This window comes from Dactylosporangium sp. NPDC048998 (genome assembly GCF_043197855.1).
In the GTDB taxonomy this organism is placed as follows: domain Bacteria; phylum Actinomycetota; class Actinomycetes; order Mycobacteriales; family Micromonosporaceae; genus Dactylosporangium.
Genome location: NZ_JBICTV010000006.1, coordinates 1 through 14,714, shown reverse-complemented (window position 1 = coordinate 14,714; position 14,714 = coordinate 1). Strand labels below are relative to the sequence as shown.

The window sequence follows — 14,714 nt, the reverse complement described above, 5'->3', positions numbered from 1 at the left end:
ATGCTGCTTCACGGCGGATCGAGGCGGACGCTATCAGCGCAGCTCCGGCAGTGGCAATCGTTTGCCATCTTTTGCCAAACCTGCTTTGCTGTGCGCCATGCCCGCCCTGCCCCGCGGCACCCACGGGAAACGCCCGGTCACCATCAACGACATCGCCGCCGCCACCGGCGTCGCCGCGTCGACCGTCTCCCGCGCGCTGAACAACCCCGGCCGGGTCAACGCCGCCACCCGCGAACGCATCGAGGCCGCCGCCCGCGAACTGCGCTACGTGCCGAGCTCACCGGCCCGGGCGCTGTCGTCCGGGCGCACCCGGGCCATCGCCGTGCTGGTCTCCGACGTCACCAACCCGTTCTACTTCGGCGTCATCCGCGGCACGCAGCAGCAGCTCAAGGCAGCCGGCTACGCGCAGCTGCTCATCGACACCGAGGACACCGGCGAACTCGAGGCCGAGATGCTGCACAAGATGCGCCGCTCCCTGGACGGCGCCATCCTCGCCGCGTCCCGCCTGCCCGACAAGGAGCTCGCCCGCCTCGCCGGGGACATCCCCCTCGTCACCATCAACCGCAACGTCCGCGGCGTGCCCAGCGCCATCATCGACACCCCCGCCGGCATCGGCCAGGCCGCCGAGCACCTGCTGTCGCTCGGCCACCGCGACATCGCCTACGTGTCGGGCCCGCAGCGCTCCTGGCCCAACGAGGCCCGCTGGAACGCGATGCGCGCCGTCGCCGCCCGCCACCGCCTCACCTTCACCCGGGTCGGCCCCTTCCCGTCCGGCCGCGGCTCCGGCCCGGCCGCCGCCGACGCCGTGCTCAACACCGGCGCCACCGCCTGCATCGTCTTCAACGACCTGCTCGCCATCGGCATCCTGCAGCGCCTGCGCGAGCGGCACGTCCGCGTCCCGGAGGACATCAGCGTCGTCGGCTGCGACGACATCTTCGGCGCCGACTTCTGCCACCCGCCGCTGACCACGCTGACCGCCCCGATCGAGCAGGCCGGCCGGGTCGCCGTGTCGATGCTGCTGTCCCGGCTGGACCGCACGGCCGCCCCGTCACCCACCACCCGCCAGCAGGTGATGCTGCCGGTGCACCTCACCGTGCGCGGCTCGACCGGCCCGGCGCCCCGGCGGTGACGGTCGCCGGGGCCGAGCGGGCCTACGGGACGCGGGCCACCACGCCGTACAGCGCCGTGTCGGCCAGCGGCGGGCGGTCCTCCGGCGGCACCGTCGGGCGCCACTCCACGATCGGCGCGATGCCCGGGTCGAGAAGCTCCAGGCCGTCGAAGAAGCGGGCGATCTCGTCCTTGGAGCGGGCCACCGCGTCCACGCGCAGCCGGCCGGCGCGGATCTCCTCCTCCGCGTATTCGCGCATCGCGGCCGGCACCAGGTCGCTCGTGCCGTGCGTCATCACCACGTAGCTGCCCGGCGGCAGCGCGTCGACCAGGCGGCGGACCGTCGCATACGGCCGGTGCTCCTCGAACAGGAAGTGCACGATCGCGATCAGCATCAGCGCGATCGGCCGGTCGAAGTCGAGCGTCCCGCGCACGCTGTCGTGGGCCAGGATCGAGGCCGGGTCGCGCAGGTCCGCGTCGATGTACGCGGTCGCGCCCTGCGGCGTGCTGGTCAGCAGCGCGCGGGCGTGGGCCAGCACGATCGGGTCGTTGTCGACGTAGACGATCCGCGACTCCGGCGCGATCGACTGCGCCACCTCGTGCGTGTTGTCGGCCGTCGGGATGCCGGTGCCGATGTCCAGGAACTGCCGCACGCCCGCCTCGGCGGTCAGGAACCGCACCGCCCGCCGCAGGAACGCGCGGTTTTCCAGGGCCGTCGTGCGGATCGCGGGATAGACCTTGGCGATGGCCTCGCCCGACTCACGGTCGGCGGCGAAGTTGTCCTTGCCGCCGAGCCAGTAGTTGTAGCGCCGGGCCGGGTGCGACGTTCTCGTGTCGATCCGCTCGGACCAGCCGGCCTGCTCGTCGACGCCGCCATCCGTCATGAGTACGCATCGTAGGCCATCAACGTCTCATCGCGTGAGCCGGCCCAGCATCGCCGAGGCCGCGAACACCGCCACCGCGACCGAGGCGACCAGCACCGCGACGTCGAGCAACAGCCGCGACGGGGTGCCGATCAGCAGGCCCCGCAGCGCGTCGACCTCGTAACTGAGCGGATTGACGTGGTTGAGCACGCGCAGCCAGCCCGGCATCACCGAGACCGGGTACAGCGCGTTCGAGGCGAAGAACAGCGGCATCATGATCGCCTGACCGATGCCCATCAACCGGTCCCGCTTGAGCACCAGGCCCGCGAGGGTGATCGACAGGCAGCAGAAGAACGCCGAGCCCAGCACCAGCACGAACGCCGTGCCGAGCAGCTTCAGCGGGTTGGCCGTCATCGCCACCCCCAGCACCGCGGCCAGCACGATCACCACCACCGCCTGCACCAGCGCCCGAAACCCGGCGGCGAACGCCTTGCCGGTCACCAGCGCCGCCCGCGGCGTCGGCGTCACCATGAGCTTCGCCAGCACCCCGGCGTCGCGCTCCCAGATGATGTGGATGCCGTAGAAGATCGACACGAACAGCGCCGACTGGGCCAGGATGCCCGGCGCCAGGAAGTCCAGGTACGGAATGCCTCCGGTCGGGATCGCCCGCAGGTGCGAGAACGTCTGGCCGAAAATGATCAGCCACAGCGCCGGCTGGACGGCCCGCGTGACGACCTCGGTCCGGTCCCGGCGCAGCTTCTGCAGCTCGACGAGGCACATCGCCACGATGCGGGTCAGCAGCACCCGCACCGGGCCGGCGGGCCGCGTGTCAGCCGAGACGGCTTGCGGTGCGACGAGCTGCGCGGACATCGCTGAACCCTCCCGAGTCGAGATCGTCTCCGGTGTACTCGCGGAACACGTCGTCGAGGCTCTGCCCCTGCGCCGACGCGATCAGCTCCTGCGGGGTGCCGAGCGCCCGGATCCGGCCGCGGTGCATCAGCGCGACGCGGTCGCAGTACTCCTCGGCCTCCTCCATGTAGTGCGTGGTGACCAGGACCGTCATCCCGGTCTCCGCCCGCACCCGGGTGATGCGCTCCCACACCCCGGCGCGCGCCACCGGGTCGAGCCCGATCGTCGGCTCGTCCAGCACCAGCAGGCGCGGCGCGCTCACCAGAGCCTGGGCCAGCTCCAGCCGGCGGATCATGCCGCCCGAATACGTCGCGGCCGGCCGGTCGGCCGCCTCGGCCAGCCCCATCGCCTCGATCACGGCGGCGGCCCGGCCGCGCCGCTGGGCGCGGGGCACGTCGAACAGCCGCGCGAACAGCGCCACGTTCTCCCGCCCGCTGAGCGCCGCGTCGGCGGACAGCGCCTGCGGGACGTACCCGATCATCCGCCGCACCGCCATCCGGTTGCGCCGCACGTCGAGCCCGAAGACGGCCACCTCCCCCGCCTGGGGCGGCAGCAGCGTCGTCAGCACCCGGATCGTGGTGGTCTTGCCGGCGCCGTTGGGCCCGAGCAGGCCGAAGATCTCGGCGGGCGGGACGCTGAGCGACAGGTCGTCGACCGCGACCGTCTCCTTGAACCGGTGCCGCAGCCCGCGTATCTCAACCGCCGCCGTCATCACGGTCCCCCTCGCCACACTCGCTCGCGCTTCCTAGGAAACTAGGCTGTGGATCGCCCGCCAGGATGCCGGCGAGGCGGGACAGCGCGGGCACCGCCGCGGCGAGCGCGTCGCGCTCGCCGTCGCCGAGCTCCCCCAGCGCGCCGGCCAGCAGCGACACCCGCGCGGCGCGCCACGCGTCCAGGCGCGCCGCGGCCGCCGGGGTCAGCACCAGCCGGGCCGAGCGGCGGTCGGCGGGGTCCCGCTCCCGGCGCAGCAGCCCCGCCTCGGTGAGCTGGTTGACCAGCGTGCTGACCGAGTTGCCGGCCAGGTGCAGCTGCTGCGCGGCCGCGCCGACGCCGATGCCGGGCGTCGACTCGACCAGGCGCAGCAGCTCCACCTGGCTGCCGGTCAGCGCCGGGCCGTCCGAGTCCGCGAACAGGCCGGCGCGCAGGCGCCTGCGCAGCACGCGGCGCACGCCCATGAGCTGCGCGCCGAGCGCGTCGGCCAAGCCCTCGTGATCCACATCAACAATATACCTCGTTAGCAGAGCTAATCAGAAGGAAGCTCCAGCGCGAAGCGGTCGCCGACCGGCCGGAAGCCCAGGCGGGCGTAGTAGGGCGCGACCATGCCCGGCGGGGTCAGCACGCGGCGGAACCCGTGCGCGCTCAGTTGCCCGCTGCGGCGGAAGACGAACTCGCCCGGGCTCAGGTCCCGGTAACGGCGGGTCACGTAGTCCAGCTCGACCTGCGCCACCTGCGGGTCCTCGGGGTCCGGGCGGAGCATGAGCACGCCGACGACCTCGTCAGCGTCCAGCGTCAGAAACGCGAGCCGGTGCTCGTCGTCGAAGCGGAAGCGGGGGTTGTACTTCGCGATGTCGGCCCAGTGGACCCGCAGCACGTGCGCCAGGAAGTTGTCGTCGGTCGCGACCTGCACCACCTGGTATTTGCGCTCGTCGTGGCGGGTGCGCAACAGGGAGTACAACTGCCAGACGTTGATGACGGCGAGGGTGAGGTTGAGGCCGACCATGGGCCAGACCCGCGCGCCGGCGTTGTAGCCGACCAGGATCACCGAGCCGATCAGGTTGAACGCGCGCAGGCGCAGCAGCCGGCGCTGCAGCAGCGACCACACCAGCACCGCCGAGCCTGCCCAACCGACGATCTCCAACCAGCTCATCGCTCGTCCCGCCAGCCGCGGGTGTACACCACGCCGAGCTTGGCGCCCACGGCCCGCTCGAGGTCGATGCCCATCGTGTGGGCGGTGACGAAGGCGGTGATGACCACGTCGGCGAGCTCGGCCTCGACGTCTTCGAACGAGCCGGAGCGGCGGGCCATGCCGTAGTGGCGCCGCACGGCGCCGACGAACTCGCCGGCCTCCTCGGCGAGGGCGAGCGTCTGGCGCAAATGGGGCGCCTCGGTGAAGCCGGCGGCGGTCAGCTTGGCGGCCACGTCGGCGGCGACCTCGGGCAAATCAGCGAGCGTGAAGGGGCGGGAGTTGTTCACAATGCTCAGCATGACGGAGCCCCTGCCGGCCCTCGCCGAGCGCCTCACCCGGATCGACCGGTCGTGACGCGGCAGATCCGGGCCGTGCACTCCGCGGAGACGATCACGGTCTATCAGGCGTACGGCCCGCAGATCGCCCTGCCGGCACTGAAAGCCGGGCGCTTCACCGGCGACCTCGACGCGGCCCGGGCGCTGCTGCCGGCCGAGCGAGAGTATTGACAGACATCTGTCAGTCAGGTTTCCTATCTTTCAACCTTCGGCGGTTCCGTCCGCTCGCCGTCGGGAGACCCTGTCCGAGTCTTCCTAGGAGCCTGCCCGTGACCAGGTACCGTCTACCCCTCGTCGCGTTCGTGGCCGTCGTGCTCTCGCTGAGCGCGACCACCGCGTTCGCCCTGACCCAGACCGGCAAGGCGGCGCTCGCCGCCGGGCCGACCGCGAGCCAGCTGCTGGCCCGCACGCAGACCTGCAACCAGGTCTCCAACGGCAAGTACGCCACCGACGACGGCGCTCCGGCCACCGTCGCGATCTGCAAGAGCGGGACGGCGTACTTCTGGACCGCCGACATGGACATCGACTGCGACGGCATCGGCACGTCGCGCTGCAACGCCTCGACCGACCCGTGGTACCAGCCGCAGACGTCGTTCACCACCTCGACCGGCGCGTACTTCACGTCGGACGTCACGCGCTACTACGTGATACCGCTGCCCAGCTCCCGCTTCGACTACGGCGCGAACGGCATCCGGCCCGGCGCCGTCGCCGCGGTCGTCTACAACAACCAGGTCGCCTACGCCGTCTTCGCCGACGAGGGGCCGAACAACATCATCGGCGAGGGCTCGTACGCGCTGGCCACGGCGCTCGGCATCGACCCGAACCCGGCGACCGGCGGCACGGCCGGGCCGGTCACGTACATCGTCTTCCCCAGCTCGGTGCCCAGCCCCGTGGAGAGCAACACCGCGATCGACAACACCGGCGCCGCCGCCGCGAACACGTGGCTCGGCACCACGCCGAGCGGCGGCCCGACCACGCCGACCACCGGCCCGACCGGCGGCACCGGCCAGATCGTCGGCTACGGCGGCAAGTGCGTCGACGTCGCCGGGGCGAGTTCCGCCAACGGTACCGCCGTGCAGCTCTACGACTGCAACGGCAGCAACGCCCAGAAGTGGACCCGCGCCTCGGACGGGACGCTGCGCGCGCTCGGCAAGTGCATGGACGTGACGGGCGCGGGCACAGCCAACGGGACGAAGGTCCAGCTGTACGACTGCAACGGCACCAACGCGCAGAAGTGGACCCGCAGCGGCTCGGCGCTGGTCAACGCGGGATCGGGCAAGTGCCTCGACGCGACCGGCCCGAGCTCGGCCAACGGCACGCGGCTGCAGATCTGGACCTGCAACGGCGCCGCCAACCAGAGCTGGACCGTTCCGGCGTAACACCTGACGGATGCGTCCGGCGCGCACAACGTGCCGGACGCATCCGCTTATCGGCTCAGTGCCGTCAGCATGGTTCGGAGGTGGCGGACCCGCGCCGGGTCGACCGGGGCCGACCAGTCGCCGCCCGGGCGCACCGCGCTGCCGGAGTGGAACGCCGTGACGCCCGCGGCCGCCAGGCGCTCCAGGTGGTCCTCGCGCAGGCCGCCGCCCGCGAGGATCCGCCCGCCGCGCGCCTCGGCCGTCAGGACGTCCAGGCCCGCGCCGATACCGTCCGGGGACCCCGCGGTGAGCACGGTGTCCAGGCCCGGCCGGCCGTCGAGCGCCCGCCAGGCCGCGGCGCGGTCGGCGGCGTGGTCGATCGCACGGTGGAACGTCCACGGGGCGCCGTCCAGCGCCGGCAGCACCGCGTCCAGCGCGGCCCGGTCCACGCCCCCGGCGGCGTCCAGGAAGCCCAGCACAAACTCGGCGGCGCCGGCCGAGCGCAGATCCCGGGCCGCGCGCCGCAACGCGGGCGCATCGGCACCGAAGCCCGGCGTCGTGCGCAGCATCACGCGGACCGGCAGCGACGTCGCGGCGCGCACCGCGGCGACGGTCCGCGGGTCGGGGCTCAGCCCGCCGACCGCCATGTCGCTGACGAGCTCAACCCGGTCGGCGCCACCCTCCGCGGCGTTGCGGGCGTCGAGCGCGTCCAGCGCGATGATCTCCAGCAGCATCCTTGTCAGGGCGTGGTCCGGGCGGCGGTGCGCAACCGTGTGGCGTCCTGGCTCGGTGGGGCGCCGAACTGGCGACGGTACTCGCGGCTGAACTGCGAAATGCTGCCATAGCCGACGCGGCGGCTGATGGCGCCGATGTCGTTGGCGTCCGCGGCGAGCTGGAGCCGGGCGTGCTGGAGCCGGATCTGTTTCTGGAACTGGATCGGACTCATCGCGGTGACGGCCTGGAAGTTGCGATGGAAGGCCGAGACGCTCATGCCCGCTTGTTGTGCCACTTCCTCGACGAGGAAGCGCCGCATGTAGTTGTCCCGGATCCATCGCACGGCGCGGGCGATGTGGCTGAGGCTGCTGTCGGGCAGACCGAACTGGCGGACCATCGCACCCTGCTCGCCGGTGATGAGCCGCCAGAGGATCTCGCGCTTGACCAGCGGCGCGAGCACCGGGATGTCGCGCGGCTGGTCGAGCAGGCGCACGAGCCGGACGACGGCGTCGAGGAGCTCGGCGGACGCGTCACTGACGGCGAGGCCGGCCGGTGCGTCGTTGCCGACGTCCGGCAGGTCGCCCGGGGCCGCCCGCAGCAGCACGTCGGCAACGGCGGCCGGGTTGAGGTTCAGCCCGACTCCGAGGCCGGGAAGCTCCGGACTGGCCTCGGTGAAGTGGCTGCTCACGGGCAGGTCGACCGACGCGATGAGGCACTGCCCGGCATGGTAGTGGTAGACGCGCTCCCCCAGCGCCAGCCGTTTGGTGCCTTGCGCGACCACCGCGAGCACCGTGCGGTAGATGGTCGGCGTCGGCGGGTACGGCCGCTCGGCCTTGAAGATCAGGACATCCTCGATGCCGGTCGTCAGGTCAGGTCGGGCGTGGCGGGCAAGCAGGCTGCGGAGCTCGTCGAGGGCCATACGTGCGATTAAAGCGCCGGAGCATCGGGCCGGCCAGCACCGGGCGTGATGCCGCGGCCCAGGTCACGTACCGGTCGAATCGGGCAGGATCAAGCTAGACTTCGCGACCTTTGGGCAAGCAACTGCGGGTCTTGAACTGGTTTCATGAGTGTTCAGGTGTCCGGCCGTGCCCGAGGAGCAAGCAGAGGTGACCGACGAGAAGCGCCGCGAGATCCGAATCGGCGTCGACGACGTGCCGCACCGGGTCCACCGGGATGGCGGTAGGACACCGTGCCCGGCGCCATGAGGCATTGTGACAACCATCGAACTCTTCGGCCGCGATGCCGAGCTGGAACAGGTCTCCGATTTCCTGGCCGCCGCGCGGGAACGCGGTGATGCGCGGCTGATCTGGGGTGAGCCCGGAGTCGGCAAGTCCTCCCTGATCGTCGCCGCGGCGGAGCTCGCTTTCGCAGCGCGGATGCGAGTGCTGCGGGCCTCGGGGTCCGAGTTCGAAGCCGACGTCAGCTACTCCTGCCTCAACCAGTTGCTCCTGCCGATCCACGCCGACCTCGAGCGCCTTCCCGCCGGTCCGCGGGAGGCGCTGGCGGTGGCGCTGGGTTTCGGCGTCGGCCCGCCGCCGGACGCGCTGCTGGTCTGCACCGCGGCGCTGCTGCTGATCAAGGCGGTGGCCGCGGACGCGCCGATGGTCCTGCTCGTCGACGACGTCCAGTGGATCGACCGGGCCAGTGCCGTCGTGCTCGGGTTCATCGCCCGCCGCCTGCAGGGTTGCCATGCCGGCTTGCTCGTGTCCGCCAGGACGGGGACGGCGAATTTCCTCGATCCGCGGGGACTGGCCGAGATCGTCGTCCAGCCGCTGGACGACGAGGCGGCCGGGCAGCTGGTCGACGTCACCTATCCGCAGATGCCGGCCCGGGTCCGGCAGCGACTGCTCGACCTCGCCCAGGGCAATCCACTGGCGTTGATGGAGCTGCCGTCCGCACTGCTGGGTGCCGCCCACCGCACCGCGGCACGACCGGAGGTGGTTCCGCTCAGTGACCGGCTGCAGGCGATGTTCGCCGCACGCATCGCCGATCTGCCGGAGCCGACCCGCCGGCTGCTGCTGCTCGCGACGTTCGAGGGCACCGGCGACACCCGGGTCCTGCGGGCCGTCATCGAGGAAGGGCCCGGTCTTGCCGACCTCGGCCCGGCGGAGCGGGCGCAGCTGGTCCGCGTGGACGACGCCACGGCCCGCATCGCGTTCCGGCACCCGCTGATCCGCTCGGCGATCGTGGCGATGTCCACGCATGAGGAGCGCCGCAGCGCGCACATCGCCCTCGCCGGCGCGTTGCACGGCGACCAGGAACGCCGTGCCTGGCATCTGGCGGCGGCCGCCGTCGGGCCGGACGAGGAGGTCGCGGAACTGCTCGAGCAGGCGGCGCGGCGCGTCATGCTCCGCGGGGATGCGTTCGCCGCGGTCGCGGCGCTGATCCGCGCCGCCGAGCTGAGCGCGACCAGCGCCGGGCGGGGCCGGCGGCTCGCCGAGGCCGCCTACATCGGCGCCGAGGCGAGCGGCGCCATCGACGACGCGAAGACGTTGCTGACCGATGCGCGCCGGGCGGGCGCGGACGCCACCGGCTCGCTCCACGCGGCCAATGCGGCCGCCTTCCTGATGCTCAACGGCGACGGTGACGTGAACACCGCCCACCGCCTGCTGGTCGGCGCCATCGAGACCGGCGACCACGGTTACCAGGCCGAGCATCCGGCGCTGATCGAGGCCATGCACACGCTGCTGCTGCTGTGCTGGTACGGCAGCGCCGCCGAGTACTGGGAACCCTTCTACCGGGCCCTGGGCCGGCTGCGGCCGCAGCCGCCCGACGTCCTCGCGCTGGCGAGCAGGACCTTTCCCGACCCGGTACGCACCGGGGCGTCGGCGCTGCCGCATATCGACGCGATCCTGGATACGCTCCCGGACGAAGCCGACCCCACCCGCATCATGCGCATCGGCACGGCGTCGGTCTACCTGGACCGCCTCGGCGACTGTCGCGAGTCCTCATGGCGGCTCGTCCGGCACGGACGGGACGGAGGACCACCCCGTCGACACCTCGGCGCCCTCATGCACCTGTGTCTGGACGACTACCTCGTCGGCCGGTGGGACGAGGCCGAACAACTCGCGCTCGAGGGCCAGCGGGTCTGCGCCACCAGCGGCTTCTCGTTCTTCGCGTGGTACTTCCTGTACAACCGGGCGATCGTCGCGGCCGGCCGAGGACGCTTCGACGAGGCGTACGCCCTCGCCGACGAGATGACCCACTGGGCACTGCCTCGCGGTGTGTCGGCCGCCGCCCTGTTCGCCCATCATCCGCGCACACTGGCCGCCCTGGGCCAGGGCGACTGGGACGCGGCCTTCCTGCACGCGGCCGCGATGAGCCCGCCCGGAGTGCTCGCGTCGCACGTGCCGCACTGCACCTGGGTGATGTTCGACCTGGTCGAGGCGGCGGTCCGGACCGGGCGGACGGTCGAGGCCAGGGCGCACGTCGAGGCGATGCGGGCCGCCGGTGTCGCCGCGCTGTCGACCCGGATGGCGCTCATCCAGGCGGTTACCGAGGTTCTCGTCCTCGACGACGAGGCGGCGACGACGCGGCTGGAGTCGCTGCTGGCCAGTCCCGCAGCGGACCGGTGGCTGTTCGAGGCGTCCCGGGCCCGGCTCGCCCTCGGCGAGAGACTGCGCCGGACCAGGTCAGCGTCGCAGGCCCGCCGGCACCTGCTCGCCGCGCGCGACGGATTCGCCGCCATGGCCGCGGCGCCATGGCTCGAACGCACGCACACCGAGCTGCGCGCCACCAAGTACCGGCTCACCGACGTACCGTCGGGTGGTCCGGCCGCCCTGACCGCGCAGGAGTTCCAGATCGCCCAGCTGGCGGCGAGCGGTCTGACCAACAAGCAGATCGCCGAGCGCCTGTACCTGTCGCACCGCACCGTGGGTGCGCACCTGTACCGGATCTTTCCGAAGCTCGGCGTGGCATCGCGCGCCGGACTCAGGGATGCGCTGTCGGCGGGCTCCGATCCCCGGTAGTCGTCTGCCGCGGGCGGGCGGCGGCGGAAGGGGCGCCGAGTTCGGCGGCCTGTGCCTCCTTGTCCTCGAGCAGCCGCTCCAGCAGCCGCCGGGTGGTGGGATCGTCGTCGCCGACCCAGCGCACCGCCTCCTGCAACGTCTGGACGAGGATCCGAGCCCCGACCAGGCCCTGGGTCACGATGCCGGCGAGGTCCCCGTCGGGGAAGGTCTGGAATGCGACCCGCGAGCGGCCGGCCAGGTGCTGCGGATCGTAGTCGGCGGCGAACCCGAGCTGCCGGATCCGCGCCGCGAGCAGCCGCGCGCCTGCGCGGTCACGGTCGGCGTAGGCGGAGAGGAACTCCGCGACCGCCCGGTCCGACGGTGCGCGCACGAGCAGCGCATGCTGCTCGTACTGCAGCGACGACACGACCAGACTCGCCAGCAGTACGTTCAGCAGCCCCGCCACCGCCGCCAGCTCGGCGCGGTTCGACGGCGTGACCGGCCCGTCGTCCAGGTCGAACAGGGCCCGGTCGCGAACCTCGCGCATCCGTAGCGCGGATGGCGGTGACGCGGCATGTCCCCGCCCGGCAGGCATCGTCATGCACTCGATGGTCGAACGCCGGTCACCGCCGTACATCTGTCAAACGACCTAACGCCTGCACCCGCGCGATCGTTGCCCGCGCGCCCGCTTACCCCGGTCGCGCGGCCGGACCGGTGCGGTCGTGCACGGTGCCGGCCGGCGGTGACGCCGTCGGCCCGGATAAGTCGCCGGCCGCCGCGACCCCCGAAGTCGCAGACAGATGACTGATGAGCGCGGCCGGGCCGCGCCGAAGAGTGGAGCACACCACAAGCGGCGCCGGCCGCCGACATCAGGCGAGCGCCACAGGACCGAGGAGATGTACCGCCATGACTGTCAACCACGGATTCCACGCCGTCATGACCGCGCAGCCGGGCCGGGGTGACGAGCTCGTCGCGTTGCTGCTCGACGCGCCGTCCCTGCCGAACGAGGACTGCGTCGTGTTCCTGGTCAGCCGCTGCGGCGGCAACCCGGATGTCGTTTCCGTCGCCGAGGGCTGGACCAGCCAGGAGGCGCACGCCAAGTTTTTCGCGGCCGAGGAGGCGCAGGCGTTCGTCGCGAAGCTCCAGCCGCTGCTGACGGGTGAGTCGCAGTACACCGACGCGGTCCCCGTCGGCGGCAAGCCCACGTTCTGAGGATCCACCGCAACCACCGACACCCAAGGAGCCGACCATGACCCAGACCCGACCCGACCTCGACCCCGAGCTGCGGTCGCTGCTCGCCGACATGCCCCTGTCGTCGGAGCTCAGCCTCGAACTGCTCGCGCAGATCCGCCAGATCCCCTCGACGCCGGTCGGAACCCTCCTCGACGGTCGCGCCGTCGAGCGGCGCGAGGTCACGGTCGCCCGCCCGGACGGCGCGCGGATCCCACTGTCGATCTTCAGCCCGCAACGGGCCGATCGCTCCACGGCGGCGCCGTGCGTCTACTGGCTGCACGGCGGAGGGATGGTCATGGGAGACCGCTTCTCCCAGATCGACATCCCCCTCGAATGGCTCGAACGCTTCGGCGCGGTCGTGGTCACGGTGGACTATCGGCTGGCGCCGGAGGCCACCGGCACGACCCTGGTCGACGACTGCTACCACGGCCTGCTCTGGACCGCCGAGCACGCCGCGGAGCTGGGCATCGACCCCGCCCGCATCATCATCGCCGGGATCAGCGCCGGCGGTGGCCTTGCCGCCGGCGTCACCCTGATGGCCCGAGACCGCGGCACCCCGGCGATCGCGGCCCAGGTGCTCATCTGCCCCATGCTCGACCACCGCAACACCACCACGTCCAGCCGGCAGTACTCCGGCGAGCCGGGTGTGTGGACCCGCGAGATGAACGCGTTCGGGTGGCAATCGGTGCTCGGCGACCTTCAGGACGCCGATGTGCCCGGCTACGTCTCACCCGCCGTGGCCGAGGACCTCTCTGGCCTGCCGGCCACCTACATCGACGCCGGCACCGCCGAGGTCTTCCGCGACGAGGACGTCGCCTACGCCACCCGCATCTGGGCCGCCGGCGGTCAGTCCGAACTGCACGTCTGGGCCGGCGGCTTCCACGGCTTCGACGCCCTCTACCCCCACGCCCGCGTCTCCGCCGCGGCCCGCCGCACCCGCAACAACTGGCTCACCCGCGTGCTGACCTCGCCCTCCCCGAGCTAGCCCAGCACCGCGTCCATCCCCCGCACCTCCGAAAGGAGCACCGCACCATGACCACCCTCGCCAGCGCCGAACCCGAGACGATCGCCCCACCTTCCCCTTCGCTGGCGCCGAGCGGCGACGGCCGTGCCGCATTCCTGCGCGAGTTCCTCCGCGACCCATTCACCGTCGCCGCCGTCACACCCAGCGGCGAGCCGCTGGCCGACTTGGTCACCGCGACCGTGCCACGCACCGGCGCCCCACTGATCGTGGAGCTCGGCCCCGGCACGGGCGCATTCACGGCGGCGATCCAGCGGCGGCTCGCCGGCCGCGGCCGGCATGTCGCCATCGAGATCAACGCCCGGTTCGCCGAACGCCTGACGCTCCGCTTCCCCGGAGTCGACGTCGCCGTCGCCGACGCCCGGGGGCTGCGCGACGTACTGGCGCAGCGCGGTCATCACCACGCGGACGTGATCGTAAGCGGGCTGCCGTGGGCGGCATTCGCGGCGGGCCGCCAGGACGACCTGCTCGACGCCGTCGTCGACAGCCTCGCCCCGCACGGCGCGTTCACCACCTTCGCGTACACACACACGCGATGGGCCCCACCGGCCCGCCGGCTCCGGCGCTTGCTGCGCTCGCGGTTCGAGGAGGTCGTGCTCAGCCGGACGGTGTGGGCCAACGTGCCACCCGCATTCGTCTACTACTGCCGCAGACCCCGCACGCCACTGCCGGCCTCCGCCGGTGGGTCGCCGCCCAGGCAGTTCGCGTAGCCCAAGCGCGGATCCAGCGGCGGCTACAACCTCTGATCACCAACGGTCAGGGGCAAGGCGCGGCATCGCCTTGCCCCTGACATCGACGGTGACGGTCGTTCTCCGCGATGCCCACGACGCCGCGAGCCTTGTGACGGCGATCCGGCCGACTCAGAAGCCGCGCGCCAGCCGGTAGTACGCGGCGTTCCAGCGCACCTCCTTGGCGAACTCCCGGGTCGTCGTCGCCGAGTCGATGACCAGCAACTCGGTCGAGACCATCTCCGCCAGGTCGTACAGCTCCTCGACCCCGACCGCCTGGGACAGCACGGTGTGATGCGGCCCGCCCGCGGTCAGCCACGCCTCGGCCGACACCCCCAGCGACGGCGCCGGCTTCCACACCGCCCGAGCCACCGGCAGCCTCGGCAACGGCGCCGCCGGCGCAACGACCTCGATCTCGTTGGCCACGAGCCGGAACCGCTCCCCGAGATCCGCCAGACCCAGCACAACCGCCGGCCCCGGCGCGGCATCGAACACCAACCGCACCGGATCCTCCCGCCCGCCGATACCGAGCGGATGAATCTCACACGACGGGATACCAGCCGCGATCGACGGACACACCTCAAGCATGTGCG

Annotated in this window: 16 protein-coding genes and 1 pseudogene; 7 read left to right on the top strand and 10 right to left on the bottom strand. The window is 72.2% G+C overall.

Annotated features, from left to right (window positions below; genetic code table 11):
- Positions 1-97 precede the first annotated feature (97 nt).
- On the top strand, positions 98-1,129 hold the full coding sequence (locus ACGFI8_RS16710) for a LacI family DNA-binding transcriptional regulator (RefSeq protein WP_392805464.1): 1,032 nt from the start codon (positions 98-100) through the stop codon (positions 1,127-1,129).
- A 22-nt stretch (positions 1,130-1,151) separates the two neighbouring features.
- Here ACGFI8_RS16710 and ACGFI8_RS16705 read toward each other — a convergent pair whose 3' ends face one another.
- The 6 genes from ACGFI8_RS16705 to ACGFI8_RS16680 are packed head-to-tail and all read right to left on the bottom strand — an operon-like array spanning position 1,152 to position 5,084.
- Positions 1,152-1,991 carry an SAM-dependent methyltransferase gene (locus ACGFI8_RS16705; protein WP_392805462.1) on the bottom strand — a complete coding sequence of 280 codons (840 nt, stop codon included), beginning with the start codon at positions 1,989-1,991 and terminating at the stop codon, positions 1,152-1,154.
- A gap of 27 nt (positions 1,992-2,018) precedes the next feature.
- Positions 2,019-2,840, bottom strand: coding sequence for an ABC transporter permease (locus tag ACGFI8_RS16700; RefSeq protein ID WP_392805459.1), 822 nt, complete (start codon positions 2,838-2,840; stop codon positions 2,019-2,021).
- Complete coding sequence (locus ACGFI8_RS16695; RefSeq protein WP_392805456.1) at positions 2,800-3,591, bottom strand: ABC transporter ATP-binding protein; 792 nt, start codon at positions 3,589-3,591, stop codon at positions 2,800-2,802. Before ACGFI8_RS16695 ends, ACGFI8_RS16700 begins: the two co-directional genes overlap by 41 nt.
- Positions 3,575-4,096, bottom strand: coding sequence for a MarR family winged helix-turn-helix transcriptional regulator (locus ACGFI8_RS16690; RefSeq protein ID WP_392805454.1), 522 nt, complete (start codon positions 4,094-4,096; stop codon positions 3,575-3,577). Before ACGFI8_RS16690 ends, ACGFI8_RS16695 begins: the two co-directional genes overlap by 17 nt.
- Positions 4,097-4,122: 26 nt before the next feature.
- A complete protein-coding gene (locus ACGFI8_RS16685) occupies positions 4,123-4,746 on the bottom strand; it encodes a hypothetical protein (RefSeq protein WP_392805451.1) in 624 nt (207 codons plus the stop codon).
- Positions 4,743-5,084 (bottom strand): MazG nucleotide pyrophosphohydrolase domain-containing protein, encoded by a 342-nt coding sequence (locus ACGFI8_RS16680; protein ID WP_392805449.1) that lies wholly within the window; start codon positions 5,082-5,084, stop codon positions 4,743-4,745. The genes ACGFI8_RS16685 and ACGFI8_RS16680 overlap by 4 nt, the downstream gene beginning before the upstream one ends.
- 51 nt (positions 5,085-5,135) lie before the next feature.
- Here ACGFI8_RS16680 and ACGFI8_RS16675 point away from each other — a divergent pair, with 51 nt between their 5' ends.
- Positions 5,136-5,291, top strand: coding sequence for a DUF4291 family protein (locus tag ACGFI8_RS16675; protein ID WP_392805447.1), 156 nt, complete (start codon positions 5,136-5,138; stop codon positions 5,289-5,291).
- A gap of 98 nt (positions 5,292-5,389) precedes the next feature.
- Positions 5,390-6,499 (top strand): ricin-type beta-trefoil lectin domain protein, encoded by a 1,110-nt coding sequence (locus ACGFI8_RS16670; protein WP_392805445.1) that lies wholly within the window; start codon positions 5,390-5,392, stop codon positions 6,497-6,499.
- A gap of 47 nt (positions 6,500-6,546) precedes the next feature.
- On the opposite strand, the gene ACGFI8_RS16665 is transcribed toward ACGFI8_RS16670, so the two are convergent.
- Together ACGFI8_RS16665 and ACGFI8_RS16660 are read right to left on the bottom strand one after the other, a co-directional pair.
- Positions 6,547-7,212, bottom strand: coding sequence for a copper homeostasis protein CutC (locus ACGFI8_RS16665; protein WP_392805442.1), 666 nt, complete (start codon positions 7,210-7,212; stop codon positions 6,547-6,549).
- Positions 7,213-7,217: 5 nt separating this feature from the next.
- Positions 7,218-8,111, bottom strand: coding sequence for an AraC family transcriptional regulator N-terminal domain-containing protein (locus tag ACGFI8_RS16660; RefSeq protein ID WP_392805439.1), 894 nt, complete (start codon positions 8,109-8,111; stop codon positions 7,218-7,220).
- A 292-nt stretch (positions 8,112-8,403) separates the two neighbouring features.
- Here ACGFI8_RS16660 and ACGFI8_RS16655 point away from each other — a divergent pair, with 292 nt between their 5' ends.
- A complete protein-coding gene (locus ACGFI8_RS16655; RefSeq protein ID WP_392805437.1) occupies positions 8,404-11,160 on the top strand; it encodes an ATP-binding protein in 2,757 nt (918 codons plus the stop codon).
- On the opposite strand, the gene ACGFI8_RS16650 is transcribed toward ACGFI8_RS16655, so the two are convergent.
- On the bottom strand, positions 11,123-11,740 hold the full coding sequence (locus tag ACGFI8_RS16650; protein ID WP_392805434.1) for a ferritin-like domain-containing protein: 618 nt from the start codon (positions 11,738-11,740) through the stop codon (positions 11,123-11,125). The two genes, ACGFI8_RS16655 and ACGFI8_RS16650, sit on opposite strands and share 38 nt — an antisense overlap.
- 305 nt (positions 11,741-12,045) lie before the next feature.
- Here ACGFI8_RS16650 and ACGFI8_RS16645 point away from each other — a divergent pair, with 305 nt between their 5' ends.
- The 3 genes from ACGFI8_RS16645 to ACGFI8_RS16635 are packed head-to-tail and all read left to right on the top strand — an operon-like array spanning position 12,046 to position 14,103.
- Positions 12,046-12,351 (top strand): putative quinol monooxygenase, encoded by a 306-nt coding sequence (locus ACGFI8_RS16645; RefSeq protein WP_392805432.1) that lies wholly within the window; start codon positions 12,046-12,048, stop codon positions 12,349-12,351.
- A 37-nt stretch (positions 12,352-12,388) separates the two neighbouring features.
- Positions 12,389-13,357: an alpha/beta hydrolase gene (locus ACGFI8_RS16640; protein ID WP_392805430.1), complete on the top strand. Its 969-nt coding sequence runs from the start codon at positions 12,389-12,391 to the stop codon at positions 13,355-13,357.
- Between the two features lie 47 nt (positions 13,358-13,404).
- Positions 13,405-14,103, top strand: a complete 699-nt coding sequence (locus ACGFI8_RS16635) for a class I SAM-dependent methyltransferase (RefSeq protein ID WP_392805428.1) — start codon at positions 13,405-13,407, stop codon at positions 14,101-14,103.
- Between the two features lie 150 nt (positions 14,104-14,253).
- Here ACGFI8_RS16635 and ACGFI8_RS16630 read toward each other — a convergent pair.
- Positions 14,254-14,714 (bottom strand): annotated as a pseudogene (locus ACGFI8_RS16630) (L-arabinose isomerase); the annotation flags it as partial.

Coding starts and splice junctions, on each gene's coding strand:
- ACGFI8_RS16710 (WP_392805464.1), top strand. CDS start 98: ATGCCCGCCCTGCCCCGCGGCACCCACGGGAAACGCCCGGTCACCATC.
- ACGFI8_RS16705 (WP_392805462.1), bottom strand. CDS start 1,991: ATGACGGATGGCGGCGTCGACGAGCAGGCCGGCTGGTCCGAGCGGATC.
- ACGFI8_RS16700 (WP_392805459.1), bottom strand. CDS start 2,840: ATGTCCGCGCAGCTCGTCGCACCGCAAGCCGTCTCGGCTGACACGCGG.
- ACGFI8_RS16695 (WP_392805456.1), bottom strand. CDS start 3,591: ATGACGGCGGCGGTTGAGATACGCGGGCTGCGGCACCGGTTCAAGGAG.
- ACGFI8_RS16685 (WP_392805451.1), bottom strand. CDS start 4,746: ATGAGCTGGTTGGAGATCGTCGGTTGGGCAGGCTCGGCGGTGCTGGTG.
- ACGFI8_RS16680 (WP_392805449.1), bottom strand. CDS start 5,084: ATGCTGAGCATTGTGAACAACTCCCGCCCCTTCACGCTCGCTGATTTG.
- ACGFI8_RS16665 (WP_392805442.1), bottom strand. CDS start 7,212: ATGCTGCTGGAGATCATCGCGCTGGACGCGCTCGACGCCCGCAACGCC.
- ACGFI8_RS16660 (WP_392805439.1), bottom strand. CDS start 8,111: ATGGCCCTCGACGAGCTCCGCAGCCTGCTTGCCCGCCACGCCCGACCT.
- ACGFI8_RS16650 (WP_392805434.1), bottom strand. CDS start 11,740: ATGACGATGCCTGCCGGGCGGGGACATGCCGCGTCACCGCCATCCGCG.
- ACGFI8_RS16645 (WP_392805432.1), top strand. CDS start 12,046: ATGACTGTCAACCACGGATTCCACGCCGTCATGACCGCGCAGCCGGGC.
- ACGFI8_RS16640 (WP_392805430.1), top strand. CDS start 12,389: ATGACCCAGACCCGACCCGACCTCGACCCCGAGCTGCGGTCGCTGCTC.
- ACGFI8_RS16635 (WP_392805428.1), top strand. CDS start 13,405: ATGACCACCCTCGCCAGCGCCGAACCCGAGACGATCGCCCCACCTTCC.